At 63.2% G+C, this 20314-nt stretch carries 19 protein-coding genes; 12 read left to right on the plus strand and 7 right to left on the minus strand.

The genetic code is table 11. The annotated features are described in order from the left end of the window. Positions 1-33 precede the first annotated feature (33 nt). The 3 genes from EYW45_RS18355 (at position 34) to EYW45_RS18365 (ending at position 3297) form a co-directional block, all read left to right on the plus strand. On the plus strand, positions 34-957 hold the full coding sequence (locus EYW45_RS18355) for a LysR family transcriptional regulator (protein WP_161136856.1): 924 nt from the start codon (positions 34-36) through the stop codon (positions 955-957). A gap of 159 nt (positions 958-1116) precedes the next feature. Next, a complete protein-coding gene (locus EYW45_RS18360; protein WP_161136857.1) occupies positions 1117-2094 on the plus strand; it encodes a tripartite tricarboxylate transporter substrate binding protein in 978 nt (325 codons plus the stop codon). 54 nt (positions 2095-2148) lie between these two features. Then, a complete protein-coding gene (locus tag EYW45_RS18365) occupies positions 2149-3297 on the plus strand; it encodes a mandelate racemase/muconate lactonizing enzyme family protein (protein ID WP_161136858.1) in 1149 nt (382 codons plus the stop codon). An 84-nt stretch (positions 3298-3381) separates the two neighbouring features. On the opposite strand, the gene EYW45_RS18370 is transcribed toward EYW45_RS18365, so the two are convergent. Further along, the gene (locus EYW45_RS18370; protein ID WP_161137107.1) at positions 3382-4374 is read right to left on the minus strand and encodes a P1 family peptidase; all 993 of its coding nucleotides are present in this window, start codon (positions 4372-4374) and stop codon (positions 3382-3384) included. Positions 4375-4663: 289 nt separating this feature from the next. Next, complete coding sequence (locus tag EYW45_RS18375) at positions 4664-5596, minus strand: LysR substrate-binding domain-containing protein (protein ID WP_161136859.1); 933 nt, start codon at positions 5594-5596, stop codon at positions 4664-4666. A gap of 103 nt (positions 5597-5699) precedes the next feature. On the opposite strand from EYW45_RS18375, the gene EYW45_RS18380 reads away from it, so the two are divergent. The 8 genes from EYW45_RS18380 to EYW45_RS18415 all read left to right on the plus strand — a co-directional run bounded on the left by EYW45_RS18380 (position 5700) and on the right by EYW45_RS18415 (position 14182). Further along, a complete protein-coding gene (locus EYW45_RS18380) occupies positions 5700-7028 on the plus strand; it encodes a D-serine ammonia-lyase (protein ID WP_161136860.1) in 1329 nt (442 codons plus the stop codon). A 27-nt stretch (positions 7029-7055) separates the two neighbouring features. Continuing rightward, positions 7056-8582 (plus strand): amidase, encoded by a 1527-nt coding sequence (locus tag EYW45_RS18385; protein ID WP_161136861.1) that lies wholly within the window; start codon positions 7056-7058, stop codon positions 8580-8582. A 57-nt stretch (positions 8583-8639) separates the two neighbouring features. Beyond that, positions 8640-9620: a Bug family tripartite tricarboxylate transporter substrate binding protein gene (locus EYW45_RS18390; RefSeq protein WP_161136862.1), complete on the plus strand. Its 981-nt coding sequence runs from the start codon at positions 8640-8642 to the stop codon at positions 9618-9620. Between the two features lie 202 nt (positions 9621-9822). Further along, positions 9823-10458, plus strand: coding sequence for a helix-turn-helix domain-containing protein (locus tag EYW45_RS18395; protein WP_161136863.1), 636 nt, complete (start codon positions 9823-9825; stop codon positions 10456-10458). Positions 10459-10559: 101 nt separating this feature from the next. Continuing rightward, a complete protein-coding gene (locus tag EYW45_RS18400; RefSeq protein ID WP_161136864.1) occupies positions 10560-11318 on the plus strand; it encodes an ABC transporter substrate-binding protein in 759 nt (252 codons plus the stop codon). A gap of 175 nt (positions 11319-11493) precedes the next feature. Next, positions 11494-12147: an amino acid ABC transporter permease gene (locus EYW45_RS18405; protein WP_161136865.1), complete on the plus strand. Its 654-nt coding sequence runs from the start codon at positions 11494-11496 to the stop codon at positions 12145-12147. Then, complete coding sequence (locus EYW45_RS18410) at positions 12144-12875, plus strand: amino acid ABC transporter ATP-binding protein (RefSeq protein ID WP_161136866.1); 732 nt, start codon at positions 12144-12146, stop codon at positions 12873-12875. Before EYW45_RS18405 ends, EYW45_RS18410 begins: the two co-directional genes overlap by 4 nt. Positions 12876-12889: 14 nt before the next feature. Further along, on the plus strand, positions 12890-14182 hold the full coding sequence (locus tag EYW45_RS18415; protein ID WP_161136867.1) for an NAD(P)/FAD-dependent oxidoreductase: 1293 nt from the start codon (positions 12890-12892) through the stop codon (positions 14180-14182). A gap of 42 nt (positions 14183-14224) precedes the next feature. On the opposite strand, the gene EYW45_RS18420 is transcribed toward EYW45_RS18415, so the two are convergent. From EYW45_RS18420 to EYW45_RS18430, 3 genes are read right to left on the minus strand one after another with little or no spacing between them, the layout of a single operon-like run. Then, positions 14225-14905 carry an HD domain-containing protein gene (locus EYW45_RS18420; protein ID WP_161136868.1) on the minus strand — a complete coding sequence of 227 codons (681 nt, stop codon included), beginning with the start codon at positions 14903-14905 and terminating at the stop codon, positions 14225-14227. 3 nt (positions 14906-14908) lie between these two features. Beyond that, a complete protein-coding gene (locus EYW45_RS18425; RefSeq protein ID WP_161136869.1) occupies positions 14909-15898 on the minus strand; it encodes a Bug family tripartite tricarboxylate transporter substrate binding protein in 990 nt (329 codons plus the stop codon). A 48-nt stretch (positions 15899-15946) separates the two neighbouring features. Beyond that, complete coding sequence (locus EYW45_RS18430) at positions 15947-17005, minus strand: mandelate racemase/muconate lactonizing enzyme family protein (protein WP_202444787.1); 1059 nt, start codon at positions 17003-17005, stop codon at positions 15947-15949. Between the two features lie 176 nt (positions 17006-17181). Here EYW45_RS18430 and EYW45_RS18435 point away from each other — a divergent pair, with 176 nt between their 5' ends. After that, the gene (locus EYW45_RS18435) at positions 17182-18048 is read left to right on the plus strand and encodes a LysR family transcriptional regulator (protein WP_161136871.1); all 867 of its coding nucleotides are present in this window, start codon (positions 17182-17184) and stop codon (positions 18046-18048) included. Here EYW45_RS18435 and EYW45_RS18440 read toward each other — a convergent pair. Both EYW45_RS18440 and EYW45_RS18445 read right to left on the minus strand, forming a co-directional pair. Further along, positions 18032-19513 carry a sensor histidine kinase gene (locus tag EYW45_RS18440; RefSeq protein WP_161136872.1) on the minus strand — a complete coding sequence of 494 codons (1482 nt, stop codon included), beginning with the start codon at positions 19511-19513 and terminating at the stop codon, positions 18032-18034. The two genes, EYW45_RS18435 and EYW45_RS18440, sit on opposite strands and share 17 nt — an antisense overlap. Continuing rightward, positions 19510-20259 carry a response regulator transcription factor gene (locus EYW45_RS18445; protein ID WP_161136873.1) on the minus strand — a complete coding sequence of 250 codons (750 nt, stop codon included), beginning with the start codon at positions 20257-20259 and terminating at the stop codon, positions 19510-19512. The genes EYW45_RS18440 and EYW45_RS18445 overlap by 4 nt, the downstream gene beginning before the upstream one ends. Positions 20260-20314 lie beyond the last annotated feature (55 nt).

Genomic DNA, 20314 nt, shown 5'->3' on the forward strand with positions numbered 1-20314 from the left:
CGCCCGACACGCCCATGCAGGAGCCCCAAGTTCATGAATCTCTCGCTACGCCACATGAAGGCCTTCACGGCGTTGGCCAACCTGCGCAACTTCACCCGCGCCGCCGAGCATTGCTGTCTCACGCAAAGCGCCTTCAGCGCGCTGATCTCCAATCTCGAAAGCGATCTGGGACTGAAGCTCTTTTCGCGCAACACCCGCAATGTCGACCTCACCGCCGAAGGCGCGGCTTTTCAGCAGGTGGTCGCGCATCTGCTGCCCGAGATCGAACGCGGGCTGGCCGAAATGCGCGACTATGTGGAGCGCCGCAAGGGCCGGGTTGCGTTGGCCGCCATCCCTTCGATTTCGTCGGGCATCCTGCCCGGGTTGCTCGCGCGATTCACGCGCGACTTTCCGGGCATTTCCGTAGAAGTGCAGGACGTGGCCAGCACTGTCTGCGTCGATATGGTGCGCAACCGCCAAGTGGATTTTGCGCTGTGCGCTGCCGTATCGCCCAGCACCGAACTCGCGATTGAAGTGCTCGCCCGCGATACCTTCTACCTGATTTGCCCGCACACCCATCCATTGGCTACACGCGCGCGCCTGGACGTGCAGGACATCCTGGTTTATCCCGTCATCGGCTTCGAACGCAACAGCAGCATTCGGCAGCATCTGGACGCCGCCATCTATCCGCGTCAGTGGCTGCGTTCGTACGAAGTGAACAGCCTGTCGACAGCCGCCGGCCTGGTCGCTGCCGGTTTGGGCGTCACCATCGCTCCCACGTTGGCGCTGTTTCAGTTTCGGCTTGCCGGCCTGCATGCCATACCCGTTTCGCTGCCCATCAACGAGCGCGACATCTGCTTGGCCCGTCGAACCGACACCACGGACTCGCTGGCCGCCCAAGCCTTGCTGGCGCTGCTGCGCACGCATTTCAAAGACGCGGTCGAGGCCATGGCGCCAGCGGGCGCCGCCGCACGCTAAGCGCCGGATACGCAGGCAAGCCCGAGCCGGCATGCGCACCGCTAACCGCGGAAGATCCATCGATTTTCTCGATACCCTAAACGAAATTATCCATTTATCGGCTAGGACGACGCATTAGGATGGACGCACAACATCAGAAATATTCTGAGGAGACAATCCATGAAGCGTCTGACCCATGCCGCCCTATGCGGCTGTCTGAGCGCCGCCGCGCTTGTGCTGGCAGCCCCGGCGTTCGCGGCTGCGGACTATCCCAATAAACCGGTGCGTTTGATGGTCGGCATGGCCCCGGGCGGATCCAACGACACCGTGGCGCGCATGGTGGCTGCCGAACTCTCGAAGTCGTGGCCGCAACCGGTGGTGGTGGAAAACAAACCGGGTGCCAACAGCACCATCGCAACCGGCGAACTCAAGCGTGCCGATCCCGATGGATACACGCTCATGTTGGTGATCTCGTCGCACGTGACCAATACCCTGCTTTATCCCAATCTCAGCTACACGCTCACTGATTTTGCGCCAGTCTCGCTGATTGCGGATACGCCGTTCGTGCTGGTGGCCAATCCCAAATTCGGCCCCAGCAATGTGCCCGACCTGATCCGGCTGGCCAAGGCCAAGGATAGCGGGATCGATTTCGGCACACCCGGGCAAGGATCGACGCAGCACATATCGCTTGAACTGTTCGACCAGATGGCGGGCGTCAAGATGAATCACATCCCGTACAAAGGCGGTGCGCCGGCGCAAACCGATGTGATCGGCGGCCAAATCCCGCTGATCTTCGCCACGCCCACGCAAAGCCTGCCTTTCATCAAGCAGCAAAAGCTGAAAGCCCTTGGCGTCACCTCCCGGCAACGTCTGGCCCAGTTGCCCGATGTGCCCACACTGGCAGAGTCCGGCGTGCCGGGTTATGAGGCCAATGTGTGGTTCGGCATCATCGCGCCGCGCGGCACGCCGCCCCAGACGATCGCCTACATCCACAAGGAAATTTCGCGCGTGATGCAACAACCGGCCATCAAGGCGCGACTAGACGAGATGGGCCTGACGTCGCTCGACGAATCGCCTGCGCAGTTTCAGCAGTTGATCGACAGCGAAAAGCTCAAATGGACCGACGTCATCAAGCAAAGCAACATCAAGGCCGAGTAAGTACCGGTCCAACGCGCGCCAAACCTTCTTCAATTTCCCGAGATCCGAGTCCTCATGCCCACCATTGAATCCGTTTCCGTTTGCATCGCCCGCGTGCCGTTGGCCAGTCCGGTCACATTCGCCACGCGCCAGGTCACCGCGCGCGAGTATTGCCTGATTCGCATCCGGTCGACGGATGGACAAGAGGGCCTTGGCTACTGCTACGCGGTCAACAGCGGCGGACGCCTGCTGGCGGTCGCCGTCACGGACATTCTCGCGCCCAGGCTCATCGGCCAGGAGAGCTTGCGTGTGGAAGGGCTGTGGACGGAACTTTATCAAGAGGCGCTCTTGCTGGGGCGCGCCGGCGGCGTCATGCGCGCGCTCTCGGCCATCGATACCGCGCTGTGGGACCTGAATGCGCGCCGCGCCGCGCTGCCGCTTTATCAGTATCTTGGCGCGGTGGCACGGGACCGCGTGCCTGCTTACGCGAGCGGTGGCTACTACCTGCCTGGCAAGACGACGGACAAGCTCGCCGCCGAAATGGCCCAGCACGTGAGTGAGGGATTTCGTGCGGTAAAAATGAAGGTCGGGCTCGAGAGCGTGTCTGGCGAACGCAAGCGCATCGCCGCCGTGCGGGAGGCGATCGGCGACGACGTGCGGCTGATGCTCGACGCCAACAACGCGTGGCGCGATCTGCCGACGGCGCTGGAGTACATGCGCGCGTTCGAGCCGTATCGGCCCTTCTGGATCGAGGAACCGTTTTCACCCGACGACATCGACAATCATGCTCGGCTGGCGCGTGCCACACCCGTCACCGTCGCCACCGGTGAAGTGGAGGCCGGTCGCTGGCGATTCAAGGAATTGATGCAAAGCGGCGCGACGACGCTTCTGCAGACGGACGCCACGGTATGCGGCGGCATTACCGAATGGCGACGCATCGCCGCCACGGCCGACAGTCACGGCATCACCGTTGCCCCGCATGCGTGGCATGACGTCCACGTGCATCTGGTGGCCTGCACCCCCAACGCCACCTATGTGGAATGGATGCCGGACGATTCCATCGTCAATTTCAGGCGCTTGATCGACCGTCAATTGACGGCTGCAGACGGGGATCTGCTGCTGCCTCGCGAGCCGGGTTTGGGATTTACATTCGACGCCGCCGCCATCGAGCAATATGGCGTGATCTACCCCGGCGAAACCGAGCGCTGGCAGGTGGTGCGGTAGGTCGGTAGCCGCGACGATGCGCTGAGCGTCACAGCGCCTGCCCGACGCATCCGCGGCGCCTCGGATCGGCGGGTGAAGGGAATATCACGCCGTCGCCTGCAGATCGCCGGCCGCGGGGAAACCCGGAATACCCTGCGCGGCACGCGCAGCACGCACAACGGCCATCGCCATCACTTCGGCTGCCAGCACGCCCAGCAGCATCACGTTGCCACGGGCCTTCGATACGCCCGTGGCCACGGCAAAAATCGTGTCGCCATCGGACAGCGTATGGATGGGATTGATACTGCGCGCCAAGCCATCGTGGGCCATCTGCGCGATCTTCTGTGCCTCGGCTTTGGTCAGCGTGGCATCCGTTGCAATGACACCGATCGTGGTGGCAGCGCCCGTTTGCATCGACGTCGGCAAATCACCGCTCAGGATGGCCGCCCGCGTGTCGAGCAATCGTTTTCCGTCGGCCGTGCGCGCCCCTGCGATGACGGCGCCCGAACGCGGATCGATCACATCGCCCACGGCATTCACCGCCACGATGGCGCCGATCGTCACCCCGCCCACGCTGAGCGATGCGCTACCGATGCCGCATTTCATGGCGCGCTTGCCCCCATACAGCTTGCCGACCGTAGCACCTGCCCCCGCGCCCACGTTACCTTCGGCCGGTGCGTCGGCACTTGCCGCCTCGCAGGCCGCATAGCCGGCATCTGCATCAGGGCGGATGCGAGCGTCGCCCACCCCGAGGTCGAACAACACGGCGGCGGGCACGATAGGCACGCGCGCGACGCCGACGTCGAACCCGATGCCGCGCGCCTCCAGATAACGCATGACACCCGTGGCCGTATCCAGACCGAATGCGCTGCCGCCGGAGAGCACCACGGCGTGCACCTTCTCAACGCGATTGGTGGGATTGAGCAGATCGGTTTCGCGGGTGCCGGGCGCGCCACCGCGCACATCCACCCCGCCCGTGGCGCCGGCTTCCGTGAGAATGACCGTGCACCCCGTGGGACGCCGGGAGTCGGTGAAATGCCCCACCTTGATGCCGGGCACGTCGGTGATGCTGCCGCGGCCATCGCGCCAGGCGCCCATTGCGGAAGATGCTGCCGATCCTGCCGCGGCGGCACTGCCGTTCGCGCCCACTGTCGCACTGCTCGCAGGGGTGTTCGCGGCTACCGCCGTTTCACGTTGCAGCGGTGTATTGGCGGCCAACACTTGTGAGGCGCCCCCGGCGCTCAATACGGCCACACCGCCCGTCGCGGCCACTGCCTTCACGAAATTGCGTTTGCCCTGCGCTTGTGCCATGCGTCTCTCCTGAGCGTGTTCGATGGTTCACGATACAACCCGGCCGCCCGATCGTGCTGCCGGTGTTGCATCGCGATCACTGCCCCGTTTGTAAAAACCGCGCACATTCTGCCGCGAGCCAGATACTGAAAGCGGCCACACGCGCGTCAGCGTCCGATATCGTCAGCAGCACATACCGGCCGGGCGACGTCACGGCAGCGCCTGCGCTCACGTCGACCAGACTACCGGATTGCAAATCTTCGGCCACCAATGCCCGCCGCCCCATGGCAATGCCCTGGTGATTGCGCGCCGCCATCAGGCTCAGCATCGACAAGTTGAACTCCTGATGCGCACCGCCCGCATGCCCACTTTCCCAGTCGGGAAAAACTCTCGCGAGCCAGGTCTGCCATTCGATGTCCGGCGTGGCGCCGTCCCAAGGGGCTGCATCGTGCAGCAACGTGCAGGCCGCGAGCAAGGCGCGTCCCTTCAGCGGTGCGTGCGCCGCCACCAGTTGCGGACTGGCGACGGGAATCAAGGTTTCCGGCATCAAGGTCACCGCATGAATTTCGTCATAATCGATCGGGTCGTAGCGGATGGCGCAGTCGGTGCCGCTGGCCAGCATCTCGTGCCGGTCGACGCGTTGAAACTCCGCCACCAGCTTGATTTCGATATCGGGATGGTCGCGATGAAACCGGGCCATGCGCGGCATGAGCCACATCATCGCAAAGGACGGCGAGCAGGTGACGCGCAGCGTATTGGGCGTTGCACTGATGCGCGCCACCGCTTCAGACAGCCCGGCCAGGTGATCGGACACCACCGCGTGCAGGCGACGTCCGGCATCGGTCAACGCCAGACCGCGTGGCAGCCGCACGAACAGCGCCACCGACAGTTGCGTTTCCAGCTGCCTGATCGTCTGGCTGACGGCACCCGGCGTGATGTGCAGGGCTTCGGCGGCGCGCGTGAAATTGCAGTGGCGGGCAGCCACATCGAAACAGCGGAGCGCGCCGAGCATCGAAGCGGAAAGTGACATAGCTGATAGTTTAACTAATAGCTGGGGTTAGGAACTATCGTTTGCGCCACGGCGGTGCATCGCCAAGAATGGGCCCAACACCCTGCTTTGAATGGATGCCCCGATGAGTTTGCCGAACGCTCTGCCCCCCGACCTGCTGCGCGCGTTGCGCGACAAGACCGAGACGCTTTGGGTCAACGACCGCTATCAGCCCCGCGCGCAGGGGGATTTTGAGGGCGCAGAAACGATGCAGCAGGCAGCTGCGCGTCTGCAGCGCCACGCCGATGTGATGGCGCGCATCTTTCCTGAGCTGCGCGAGGCCGCCGGCCAGGTGCAGTCGCCCCTCTTGCCGCTGGCGCAGTTACAGGCTGAACTCGACACACGCCAAGGCGCGGCCGGCACGTGGTACTTGAAGTGCGACCATGCGCTGCCGGTGGCCGGCTCGGTCAAGGCGCGCGGCGGCTTCCACGAGGTACTGTCCTTCGCCGAGCGCTTGCTGGATGCGCACGCTGCAAAAACCGGCGATGCCGTGCCGGCGCTGGACAGCGCGGAAGCGCGCGCCTTGTTCTCGACGTACACCGTCGCCGTAGGCAGCACCGGCAATCTAGGATTGGGCATCGGCACCATTTCGGCAGCACTCGGGTTTCGTGCGGTCGTGCACATGTCTTCCGACGCCAAGCAATGGAAAAAAGACCGGTTGCGCGCCAACGGCACGGATGTCGTCGAGCACGCAGGCGACTACGCGCGCGCGGTCGACGCTGGGCGGCAATTGGCCGACAGCGACCCGCATGCCTATTTCGTCGACGACGAGCAATCCGAAGCCCTCTTCCTGGGCTACGCCGTTGCCGCGGATGAACTTGCAGCGCAACTGCACGCAGCGGGCCGGTCGGTGGATGCCGCGCATCCACTGTTCGTCTATTTGCCGTGCGGCGTGGGTGGCGCGCCGGGCGGCATCGCGTATGGCCTGAAGCAGCGCTTCGGTGAGTTTGTGCACTGCGTTTTCGCCGAACCGGTCGCGTCCCCCTGCATGCTGGTGCAGCTGGCCAGCGGCAGCGACGCGCCCCTCTCCGTTTATGACATCGGCTTGGACAATCGCACCGAGGCCGATGGCCTCGCGGTGGGCCTGGCATCGCCGCTGGTGGCGCCGCTGATGCGCGACCTGCTCGCCGGGGTATTCACGGTCGAGGACGATCGTCTGTTTCGCGACATCCATGCGTTGGCCACCACCGAGAACGTGCTTATCGAACCTTCGGCCGCCGCAGGCTTTTCAGGCCCGCGGTGGTTGACCGATACCGCTGCTGGCCTGGCGCTGCTCGATCGCATCGGTGCCCGCGCCGCCTTGCCGCACGCCACCCATGTGCTGTGGAGCACCGGTGGCGCGTTGGTGCCGCAGGCCGAGCATGACCGATTCCAGGCCCGCGGCCTGGCGCTCTCGACCGCTGCCGCCCACTGATCCTCTCGCGCTGGCCGCTTACTGGAATTGACGCTTGTGACTTCACTTACCGAACTCTCCGCTATAGAACTGCGCCGCCGCATCGGTGCGCGCCAGTTGTCGCCCATAGACCTGCTCGACGCTTGCCTGGCACGCATCGCGCACACCAATCCGGCCGTCAACGCGTTCACCGCGACCTGCTTCGATCGCGCGCGCGCCGAAGCGCAGGCGGCCGATGCGGCCGTGCGCGCGGGCCGGCCCCTGGGCCTGTTGCACGGATTGCCCATCGGCATCAAGGATCTCGAAGAAACCGAAGGGCTGTTGACCACCTACGGTTCGCCGCTCTATCGCGACAACATCCCCGCCGCCGATAACGTGCTGGTCAGCCGCTTGCGGCAGGCGGGCGCCATCGTCGTGGGTAAAACCAACGTGCCTGAAATGGGCGCGGGCGCCAACTCACGCAATGCGGTGTGGGGCGCCACCGGCAATCCCTTCAACCCCGCACTCAACGCGGGTGGGTCATCCGGCGGTTCGGCCGCTGCGCTGGCACTGGACATGGTGCCGCTGTGCAGCGGCTCCGATACCGGCGGCTCATTGCGCATCCCGGCCGCCAAATGCGGCGTGGTGGGCTTTCGCACGTCGCCGGGCCTGGTACCCAGCGAGCGCAAGCCGCTGGGCTGGACCGGCATCTCAGTGGTCGGCCCGATGGCCCGCACCATTGCGGATGCCCGTCTGCAATTGGCCGCGACGGCCGGCATGCACCGCGCCGACCCGCTCACCTACGACGTTCCCGCTGACGCCTTCAGCGGCAGCGCGCAGGATCTCCATGGCTTGCGCATCGGCTACACGGAAGACTTTGGCGTGTGTGATGTCGATGACGACATTCGCCGCGTGTTTCGCGAGAAGATTGCCGCCATCGCGCCCTTGGTCAAATCGTGCGAGCCGGTGTCGTTCGACATGCGCGATGCGCACCGCAGCTTCGATGTGATCCGCGCCCAGAACTTCGTCATCAGCATGCGCGACGCGTACCGCAAGGATCCGGCATCGCTCGGTCCCAACAGCCGCGCCAATTTCGAACTGGGCATCAAGATGTCGCTCGAAGACGTCGCGGCAGCCCATGCCGAACAAACGCGCATCTTCCGCACCTTTCAAGCGCTGTTCGATCAGTACGACCTGATCCTGTCACCCACCACACCGGTCTCGCCATTTCCGTGGTCGCAACTGTATCTGGAGTCGGTCAACGGCCGGCCGCTTGAAAACTACTATCGCTGGTTGGCGCTCACCTACGTGGTCACGCTGGCCACCAATCCGGCACTCTCCATGCCGTGCGGTCGCGATCACCTCGGCATGCCGTTTGGCTTGCAGGTCATCGGCGGGTTTCGCGAGGATGCCCTGCTGCTCGATCGCGCCGAGGCACTCGAGGCCGCCTTCGATCGCAATCCTGAGCTGGCACGTCCCCTCCCCGATGTGGACCGGCTGCTCGCTGCACAGGTCGATCTCAAGTCTATCGTCACTCATCCCCCCGGCGCCGCTCACGGCCCGGCTTCGACCGATGCGCATACCGCGCCGGTTTAACGCTTTTCACTACAAGACTCGTCAAACGAGCATCTATTCTCAAAGGGAAATCTGTTCATGAATGCACGCCTTATTCTTCGTTTGACCGCCCAGGCGGCCGCTTGCCTCGCGTTGACACAACCGCTGGCCGCGTTTGCCGCCTTTCCGGAACGGCCCCTGCAAATGGTCATTCCGTTCCCGGCCGGCGGCGCCACCGACGTGCTGGGTCGTCTGGTCGCCGCCGAACTGGGTAATCGCCTTGGGCAAACCGTGGTGGTCGAGAACCGTGCCGGCGCGGGCACCAGCATTGGTGCCGGCTACGTGGCCAAAGCCAAGCCGGACGGCTACACGCTGATGCTGACCTCCACGACCACCTTCACGGTCAATCCGGCGATCTACAAGAACCTGCCCTACGACCCCACCACCAGTTACGACGCCATCGGCCAAGTGGGCAGCACCGGATTGATGCTGCTGGCCAACAAGAACGCGCCCGCCAAGGATCTGAAGTCGTTTGTGGAGCAGGCCAAGGCCGAGCCGGGCAAGGTGTTCTATGGCTCGTTCGGTTCGGGCACCACGGCCCATTTCGCCGCTGAAATGTTGGCCTCGGCGGCCGGCATCACCCTTACTCACGTGCCATACAAAGGTAGCTCGCCGGCCATGACCGATCTGATCGGCGGCCAGATTCCCTACTCCGTCGACACCACTGCCGCCGCCATTCCGCAAGTAAAAGCCGGCGCCGTGCGCGCCATCGTCACGACGGCCCCGTCGCGCTCCGCCTTGTTGCCGGACGTGCCCACGGCGGCAGAAAGCGGCTATCCGGATGCGAAGATGGATACGTGGCTGGCGGTCGTGGGCCCGCGCGGCTTGCCCACCGAAGCCCGGGCCACGCTTGAGAAAGCCTTGGCCGAGATCGTGGCCGATCCCACGTTTCAAAAGAAAATGGCCGAGAACGGCTTCGAACCCGACTATGCCAATGGCGCCGCCGTGGATGCGCGTATCCAGCGCGATGTCCCCGTCATGAAAGCGCTGGCCGAAAAAGCCAAGATCCAGCTTGACTGACGCGTGAATGCCGGGCGGAGTGATTCGTCCGCAGGATCGGCATCGCAGGCCAGGCTTGCGATGCTTTTTTTTTCGCCTGAGCACGCTCGTATGTGCCTAAGCACTGCGGTCTAGGCGTAAACCCTCTTAGGGATGCGCCTAAGTTGTGGCGGTAATAAGCCCCGCCTAGTATTGAAACTTCCAGTTATGTGAAATTTTCAATATGACAGGCGTTGCCGCCGTTCTGCCAGAAAAGACGCCCACGCTGCATCCGCAGACGGCGATCGACCTATGGCTGGGTCAGCAGCTTCGGTTGCTACGCAAGGAACAGCATCGCTCGTTGGCCAACGTATCGCAAGCGTGCGGCCTTTCTCTCGGGCTGCTGAGCCAGATCGAACGCGGCCTGAGTTCCGTCTCGGTCAAAACGCTCGGACTCCTCGCTCATGAGTACGGTGTCACGCCCGACTCACTCCTGCGTAACGTCGAGCCGCACACCGGCGAAGCCGATGGCTTCGTGGCGCGCGCCGGCCAGCATCGCCGGATGCAGATGAGCGAGCGCGGTGTCGACAAGGAAATTTTCACGCCGCCCGCTGCGCACAGCCTCGATCTATGCCGCGCCTTCATTGCGCCCGGCGGATCGTCCAGCGACGCCTTGTTTACCACCGAGCGCGGCGAACACGTGGGGTTCATTGTGGAAGGCGCCCTTGAACTCTGGATCGGGAATCGCGTGGTGCTGCTTTGCGCCGGTGACAGCTTTTGCTATGCGAGCCGCACGCCGCGCCGCTGGCGCAATCCCGGCACCTCACCCACACAGGTCATCTGGGCCATTTCCAATATCGACTGCGACCCGCCGCCATAACTGCATTTTGTCCAGCGCCGCGCTGCGGCCCGCTCATTCGTACGTCTGCGTCATTGCCGATTTTTGCTCGCCTCAAAATACCTTTGTAAAAGGACTCCGCCATGCAATTGAAATCTCTTGTCGTTTCCCTGGTTGCCGCACTTTCCATCGCGGCCGGCACCGCAGCCACGGCGCAAACCGTCAAGGTGGGCTCCACGCCCACCGGCAGCCCGTTCACGTTTCTGGACACCAAAACCAACACCATTCAAGGCGTCATGGTCGATATCGTCCGCGCCGTGAGCAAGGAGGCAGGCTTCGAGGTGCAGATCGAACCGATGGCATTCTCGGCGTTGATTGGATCGCTCACCTCCAAGCGGATCGACATCATCTCGGCCGCCATGTTCATCACGCCGCCGCGTCAGGAAGTCGTCTCGTTCTCGGAACCCATCTATCGCTACGGCGAAGGCTTGATGGTGCCGAAGTCGGATAACAAGGCGTACACCAGCTTCGCGGACATGAAAGACATGATCGTCGGCGTGCAGATCGGCACCGCGTTCGTCGAGCCGGTCCAGAAATCGGGCGTGTTCAAAGAGGTCAAGCTCTACGACAACCCGCAAGACATGATGCGCGACGCCAATGCCGGTCGAATCCAGGGCGGTTTCATGGATTTCCCGATCGCGACTTACATCATCAGCCAAGGCAATTATCCCAACCTGCAAATGGCCAAGAGCTACAAGCCGACCGTGTTGGGTAGCCTGGGCCTGGCCGTGCGCAAGGACGACACGGCCACGCTCGAGAAAATCAACACCGCGTTGAAGTCGTTGCAGAGCAAAGGCGAAATCGAGACCATCCTGAAAAAGTGGGGCTTGAGCAACTCGTAAGCACGGCGAACGCGGCACGGCGCAAAACGAGACATTTGCCCTTGCCGCCCACCGGCAGTTCGATGCAGCGAGGCTTGCGCCTCGCTGCACCGCGATTGCCCTGCATGATCGGCGGCAGGCGCACATTCGATGCCCGCCGCTTCAAAGGCCTAGCCTGGACTTGTGACCGGACAAGATGGAACAGTTTTTTAAAGACGCCGCAGAGTTCTTCCCCATCCTCCTGCAGGGCGCAAAGTTAACCGTCATCGTGGCGATCGGCTCATTGCTGCTCTCCACCGTGCTCGGCTTGGTATGGGCGTTGATGCGCGTGTCGGGTATCACGATTCTTGAGAAAGTCAGCGCGGGCATCATCAACGTGCTGCGCGGCATTCCCATCATCGTGCTGCTCTTCTACATTTACTTCGTGATGCCGGATTTCGGTATTTCGCTGTCGGCCGTGCAGGCGGCCATCATCGGTCTGGGCGTGGCGTACTCCGCGTATCAGGCAGAAAATTTCCGTGCAGGCATCCAGGCCATCGATCGCGGTCAGATCGAAGCCGCCATGTCGATGGGCATGAGCTGGAGCATGACCATGCGCCGCGTGGTGCTGCCTCAGGCCGTGAAGATCGTGCTGCCGCCCTACGGCAACATCATGATCATGATGCTCAAGGATTCGTCGCAAGCCTCGACCATTACCGTGGCCGAGCTCGCACTGCAAGGCAAGCTGATCGCCATGTCGTCGTTCAAGAACGCGACGGTATTCAGCCTGGTGGCACTGATGTATCTCGTGATGTGCGTGCCGTTGATTCTGTTCGTGCGCCATCTCGAAAAAAGGAACGCCTCCAAATGATTGAAATGAAAGACGTCCGCAAAAGCTATGGCGCGCTCGAGGTGATCAAGGGCATCGACGCCAGCGTCGCCAAGGGCGAAGTGGTATGCATCGTGGGCCCATCGGGCTCCGGCAAGTCCACCATCCTGCGCTGTATCAATGGGCTGGAACGCTACAACGGCGGCAGCATCACGGTCGACGGCGTCAAAGTGGATGCCGATGCCAAATCGATCGCCGCCATCCGAACGCAAGTCTCGATGGTCTTCCAGCGCTTCAACCTGTTTCCCCATCGCACCGCGCTGCAAAACGTGGTCGAAGGCCCGATCTTCGTGAAAGGCGAACCTCGTGCGCAGGCCCTGGAGCGCGGTCGCGCGCTGCTGGAGAGCGTGGGGCTTGCCGATAAGGCCGACGTGCACCCGCCGCAGCTCTCGGGCGGCCAGCAACAGCGCGTGGCGATCGCCCGTGCGCTGGCCATGCAGCCCAAAGCCATTCTGTTCGATGAGCCCACCAGCGCGCTCGACCCCGAACTGGTGGGCGATGTGTTGAACGTGATGCGCAAACTGGCCGAAGACGGCATGACCATGGTCGTCGTCACACACGAAATGCACTTCGCCAAGGAAGTGGCCGATCGCGTGGTGTTCATCGACGGCGGCGTGATCGTCGAACAAGGCCCGTCGCAGGAAATCCTGAACCATCCGCAACATCCGCGTACGCAAGATTTTCTGCGGCGCGTGCTGCACCCCATGTAAGACCAGGAGTCGTTATGCCCCAAGAACCGTTTCCGCTGGCGCCATCGTTGTGGGCGGCAACCGCCGCAGCTCCGCCGCAGACGGCAACGCTCAGCGGTGCCATCCGCACCGACGTGGCCATCATCGGCGCGGGCTACGCCGGCTTGAGCACCGCCTTGCACCTCGCCAAGCAAGGCATCCGTGCCGTGGTGGTCGAGGCGCGCGAAATCGGTTTCGGCGGATCCGGACGCAATGGCGGCCAGGTGATTCCGGGTTTGAAGTACGACCCCGACGAACTCATGACGATGTATGGCCCCGAGCGCGGCCGCCAGATCGTCGACTTCGCCGGCGGCACAGCCGATGCCGTGTTTGACCTGATCGAGCAGTACAAGATGGACGTGCCGCATGTGCGCCGTGGGTGGATACAAGGCGCGCATACGGCTGCCGCCCTGGACACGGCGCAGAAGCGTGCGGCCCAATGGGCCAGGCTCGGTGCCCCGGTAAAGTATCTGAGCCGCGCCGAGACCGCGGCCCTGATCGGCACCGACCGCTATCTGGGCGGCTGGGTGGATGAGCGCGCCGGCACCATTCAACCGCTGAGCTACGTGCGCGGCCTGGCCCGCGCGGCCATCCAGGAAGGCGCTACGGTATACACCGACTCGCCCGTCGCGCGCCTTAGCCGCGAAGGAAATACATGGACCGTACACGGCGCCAATGGCTATACGATCGACGCCGACCGGGTGGTGATGTGTACCAACGCTTACGGTGGCGGCACGCTGGTGCCGAAGCTCAACACCACCATCATCGATGCCAATACCTTCCAGGTGGCGACCAAACCGCTGCCGCCCGAGGTGCGCGCCACGATCTTCCCGGAAGGTCATGTTTGTTCCGACACCCGGAACTTGCTGCTGTACTTCCGCCTGGATCACACCGGCCGGCTGCTGATGGGCGGACGTGGCCCTTTCCGCGAGCCGCGCGGCGTGGAAGACTGGAAGCATCTCGAACGCGTCGTCGCCAAGATGTTTCCGCAGGCAGCCGGCATCGGCTTCGACTACCGCTGGTGCGGCCGGGTGGCCATCACCCGCGACTATTTGCCCCACCTGCATCAGCCCGAGCCCGGCCTGCTGGTCGATATCGGTTGCCAAGGGCGCGGCGTCGGATTGCAGACGCGCATGGGGCAGGCGATGGCGGCCTATGTGGCAAGCGGCGATGTGAAAGCCCTACCGGTGCCGATCACGTCGATTGTGCCGTTCCCGATGTATGGCTTGCGTCGGCTGTATGTGAATGCCGTCGTGACCTGGTATCGGCTGAACGACGGCGGGCTGTAAGCGGCGCGCCGCCGCGCAAGGCGGCCGCGTCGATCGACCACCTCACGTCGCGAACGTGGCGGACTCGGATCGGAGCGCGCGCGGCCGACTCAATGCATGGCTTGCGCCAAGCGTGTTGGGCACCGTCAACCCCACGGCACCGGCGACTTGCCACCAGCAGTGGTCGGCCTGCCGCACCAGCACGCACTCGGTGCTCAGCCCTATGAATTGCCCTTCCATCGAATGGCCCACCGCCACGTGCGCAATCTCTTCGGGCAAGCCCACGGTCAGGCACACGTGCATGCCGAATACCGAATGCCGGAAAGCCGGCTGCCCGCTCGCCGAGGGATCGCTGGCCCAACGTGCGCGGTTCTTTACATCGAACTCATACGGTTTGCCCACGTCGTGGCACACGGCGGCGGCGATCAGCACGTCTTGATCGATGACCACGTCGTCCCAGGCAGTGCGAAACTCGTCGGCCAGGCGCAGCGCCAAACGAACCACGCCGCGAAGGTGATCGGCCTGTGTCCCCCGCTTGAGCACCGGCGACCCTGGATTGCCCTCCGGCGGCATATCGGTGATGCGCTCGAAGTCGGAGCAGCACAGCGCGTAGCTCCACGCTTCCACGGTGAGCGCACGCAAGGCCGCATCTTCGATCAGCAGGATCTCGGGGAAATCGGCGAGCACCGCGTCGCGGGTGTGTGAGGTGATCGCGCGACGCAACCCGCAATAGTTGAGTGTCATGGCCTACTCCGGCTTGATATTGCCGCGACGAATCACGTCGGTCCACATCGCGATGTTTTTCTTGATCGTTTCGGCAAACGCCTCGGACGTGCTGCCGATCGGGGTGAATCCAATGCCCTTCAACTTGGCATTGAGTTCACCGCTGACCACAGACGTCGCCACGACTGACTGAATTTGCGCGACGATCTCGCGCGGCGTCTGCGCGGGCGCCACCAGTCCGAAGAGCGGCTCGGTGTTGACGCCGGGATAGCCCGATTCGGCCATCGTGGGTACGTCGGGCAACGCCGCCACGCGGCTCGGCGTCGTCAACGCCAATGCCCGCATACGGCCGGATTTGATGTGCTCGAGCAGGGACGGCACCGTGCCGAATGAAAATTGAATCTGTCCGCCCATCAGGTCGGTGTACACGGTTGAGCCCCCGCGGTACGGCACGTGCACGACATCGATACCGGCTTCCTGACGCAGCTGTTGTCCCGCCAGATGGGGCGCGCTGCCCACACCGGAGGAGCCATAACTCAGCGTGCCGGGATTCGCCTTGGCCAGCGCAATGAACTCGGCCAACGTCTGCGCCTTCACCGAAGGATGCACGACCAGCACGAACGGTGCTGTGCAGATTTGCGTGATCGGCTCAAAGTCCTTGATCGTGTCGTAGGTGAGTTGACTGCCGAGGAGGCCCGGATTGATCACGAAGGTCGTATCCACAAACCCGAGCAGATAGCCATCCGGCGGCGCCGATGCTACCGCCCGCGTGCCGATCACCGTTCCCCCGCCACTGCGGTTCTCGACGATGAAGGTTTGCTTGAGCGCCGACGTCAATGCTTCGGCGGCAAACCGCCCGAGGGTATCGCTGGCGGCCCCCGGCGCAAACGGCACGATGATGCGCACGGGCTTCGTCGGGTACTTATCCTGCGCACGCACGAGGGCGGGCCACAACGCCTGCGCGCCAACGATGGCCGATGATGCGGCGATAAATTTTCTTCTGCTGTGAATCATCGATGTCTCCTCTGTTCTCTTTTTGTTGGCCCCGGGTGTGCCGGCGACCTATGAACTGAAACGTCCGTCAATCAACGCCGCTTCAGGATCGGCGCCCAACCCCGGCCGATCCGGCACGCTTACCTTGCCCGCCACGATCGGTACGGATGCGCCGTATGGAACGTGCTGCAACTCGACGTATAAACGCTCGAGTGACGCCGGCGTGGGCTGCGCGGCCAGCAGATGGAGCGCCGCCAGATAGCCAGGGCCGAAGAACGCAACCTGAGGCGCGCATCGCACCGCCGTGCCTTCGCACAAGCGCGAGATGTCGGCCGCTGCCGTCAAACCGAGTTTGATGACGCTCGGTTGCACATAGCGCACCGTGCCTGCTGCCACCAGTTTCGTGATCTCCAAGGCGCTGCTCGCGTTTTCGCCCACGGCCAATGGCACCGGTGAACGCTTGCTCAAACGCGCCAAGGCATCATGGTCTTCGGGCGGCCAAAGCGGCTCCTCGATCCACAATGGGTCATGCGCCGCCATGTCCGCGATGGCGCCATCGGCGTCGTCAGGCAGCCAGGCGCAATTGGTATCCACCATCAGCGGCAACCCCGCACCCATCGCGCGGCGCGCCGCCGCCACGGCGCCCGTCGTCCGCTCGTGCAGTTTGACCTCCGCGTAGCCCGCATCCAGCGCACGCGTGACGTTGCGATCGATCAGGGATGCGTCGGCGTAATACTGCAATAGCGAGGCATAGGCATTCACGCTGTCGCGCTGCTTGCCACCCAATAAGGCGTAGAGCGGCACACCCTGCAGCTTGGCCTTGATGTCCCAGAGCGCAATATCGAGCCCGGCAATCGCGTGCAGTACCGGCCCCGAACGGCCCAGGTTATGCAACGTGCGCCGGATGCCAGGCACCAACGTATCGTCTTCGCATGACTTGCCCACCGTGAGCGGCGCGATCAACGTGTCGAATATGGCTTTGAGCGCCGTCGGCTCGACGCAATACGACTCTCCCCACCCGACCGTGCCGTCGCTGATCTCCAGCCGCACCAACGCGCTATCGAGTTTGTCTCGCGGACGCCCGGCGAACAAGGGCGCCGCCGTCCAATGATGGAAAGGCAAGCGCATTGGAATGCAGGTAATCGATCGGATCGTTGCAGCTGCCACGCGGTTGCCTCGTGTTGAATGTGTCAATGGCGTCAGTGTTGCAAGCGGGATTGATATAGTCAAATATATATAATCACTGCTTTCATACACTTCTTTATATACTCTACGTCATGCTTAAGCCTACGGAACTCGCTCTGTTGAAAGCCGTACACACGCTGGGTACGGTCACCGCCGCAGCCGAGGCGGTGGGCATGTCGCAGCCCGCCGCCAGCGCGATGCTGCGACATATGGAAGATCGCCTGGGTTTCGACCTCTTCACGCGCGAACGCCGCCGGCTGACGCTGACGCGAAACGGGCAAGCGATGCTGCCTGAGGTGCTCAATGCGTTGGCCGGGCTGGAGGCAGTGGACCGGTTATCCCAGGATCTGAAACGCGGGCTGACCAGCCGACTGGTCGTTGGAACGGTATCGACTGCCGCCATCAGCTTGCTGCCGTCGGCCATCGAATGGATACAGGCGCGGCACCCCGGCATGACGGTACTGCTGCGCGCCGGTAACGCGCTCGACATCATCGACATGGCTGCCGATCAGCGGATCGACGTGGGTGTCATCCTCGGCGCGCCCATGGGCGACCGCGTCGGCACAAAGCTGCTGGCCCCGCTGAGCCTGTGTTGCGTGATGCGACCCGATCATCCCCTGGCACGAAAGAAGAAGCTGGGCCTGGCCGACATGGCTGCTGCGCGCCTCATCGTGCTGAGCCCTCACCTGCGCGTAGGCGAATCCTTTTCCCGCGCGATGAAACATGCTGGATTGGACTTCACGCCCTCGATAGAAGTGATGCAGTCGTCGGCCGCCTGCGCGCTCGTGGAAGCCAATGCCGGGATCGCGGTGCTGGAGAATCTCAGCGCGGTGCATGCGCAGCGCTGCGGTCTGATCGCCAAACCGCTGCTGGCGGTGGACGATCTGCCACTGTGCGCCGTGTGGCCGAAAAATCGAAGCTTCAATACACCCACGGAAGATCTGCTTGCACGCCTGGCCACCGACGCAATCAACCTGCCGCTTTGACGACCGGCAACGCAAACTCAAACACCGCACCCTTGCCTGCACGCTCAACCAATCGAATGTCGCTGTCGTGCAACTGCAAAATGCGCCGCACGATCAGCAAGCCCAGTCCGCCACGGTCGCCCTGTGCCGGACCGAGTGAAGACGCGCGCTTGAACAATCCCTCGCGTAGCGACTGGGGAATGCCCGGCCCGGTGTCGCTCACAGACACCGCCACCGCCTCGTGCGCACGATGCAGCGCCACCTCGATCGTGCCGCCGGCAGGCGTATGCCGAATCGCGTTGTCGAGCAGATTGGTCAACACGCGTTCGATCATCCCCAGATCGGCACAGGCCATCGGCACATCGCGTCCCACATCGATCGACAGCGTCAATCGGCGTGCTTCTGCCGCCAATTCGAATTTCTGCAGGACGTCTTGAACCAGTTCGGCCAGGGAGAACATTTCCCGCTCGGGTTGAACGACGCCGGATTCCAACCGTGCCAGCTCAAACAAGGTTTGCGCCAGCTTGCCTACCTTGCGGCTTTGCGCCAGAGCGATGTCGAGATACCGCCGTCGCTCGTCAGGCGTCAATGTATCCGCCTTCAACAACAGCGTTTCGAGATACCCATGCAGCGAGGTCAGCGGCGTGCGCAGATCATGCGAAATATTGGCGATGATCTCGCGTCGTTGCTGATCGGCTTGCGTCAACGCCGACCACTGCTCACCGATGCGTTGCGCCATTTGCTCATAGCTGTGACGCAGCACCACGATTTCGTCGCGTTCGCCGTCCGGCAACGCGGCGGGCCGATGCGTCAACTTGAGCGGTGCAGAAGCCCCCGCATCGAAAGCGCGCACGGCCTGGGTCAGGCTGCGAAGCGGCGTGGTGATCAAGCGAAACGCGATCAGTCCCGCCGCCAAGCCCAACAGCGCCACCAGCGCCATCGACCACAACGTGACCCGCAGCACACTGCTGGAGGTGAGATTCGCGGCAACCAGATCGTGCGTTTCACCGAGCAGCACCACATACACGAATCCGGCAGGTTGCCCGTTGCGAAACAACGGGGCCGCACTGAACACTTTGCGCGCCGTGGCGCTACGCGGATCGTCCCCCAGGATCGGCAGCGGATCGCCATTGGCCAGGGATTGCAAAGGGCCCAGATCGACCCGATCGCGTTTGAGCGAGCCCGGCGGCGCGGCATGGCCCACGATCACGCCCGCCTTGTTCAACAGATAGACCTCGACGCTGGGGTTCACCGCCATCAGCTTGTCGAACAACGCGCGCAGCGCGACCGCATTCAGCCCGTCGGCGGTCATGAATTCGTCGCTTTCGGCGATATGGCTGGCCAAGCCGGCGGACAACCGCTGCACCGTTTCCTGCTCCTGCTCGGCCGTCGCGCGCATCTGCAGCCAGACCGACGCGCCGCAGCAGGCGAGCAACAGCAACGCAAACACGGCACATAGGCGCTGAGTGACCGTCAGACGTCTCATGACCGATCCGCCGGCGCAGAGGGCGGCGTCAGCGTGGCCGGTGCCGACGGCGCGAACTTATAGCCATGCCCCCACACCGTCAAAATGCGACATGGATTGGCCGGATCCGGTTCGATTTTCATCCGCAGTCGATTGATGTGCGTATTCACGGTGTGCTCATAGCCATCGTGTTGATACCCCCACACCTGATTGAGCAGATCCATCCGCGAAAAGACCTTGCCCGGATTGCGCACGAAAAACGCCAGCAGATCGAACTCACGCGGCGTCAATTCGATCGGCTTGTCGTCCACGCGCGCATCGCGAGCCAAAGGATCGATCGCCACGCCGTTCACCTGAATCAGGCCCGCATCGATTTTCATATCGCGCGCCAGCGCATCCGTTCGGCGGATCAGCGCTTTCACGCGCGCCACCAGCTCGAGAATCGAAAAAGGTTTGGCGAGGTAATCGTCTGCCCCCAACTCCAATCCGAGAATGCGATGCACCTCGCTCGACCGTGCGCTGATGATGATGATCGGCGTGTAGCGCGTCATCGCACGGGTGCGCTTGCACAACTCCAGCCCGTCGATACCGGGCAGCATCAAGTCCAGCACCAGCGCGTGCCATCCGCCCTCTTCCAGCCGCCGCAAGCCTTCATTGCCGTCAGGCGCATGCGTGACCAGATAGCCCTCATCGCGCAGATGCATGCGCAAGAGCTCGGCAATATGCATGTCGTCTTCGACGATCAGAACGCGTTTTTGCGTATCCATGAATGAAAAGGGTCAGATCACTGCGATGTTGCAACGTCAACATTGTGACGCCTTT

This window comes from Schauerella aestuarii (assembly GCF_009866805.1).
Classification (GTDB): Bacteria; Pseudomonadota; Gammaproteobacteria; order Burkholderiales; family Burkholderiaceae_B; genus Schauerella; species Schauerella aestuarii.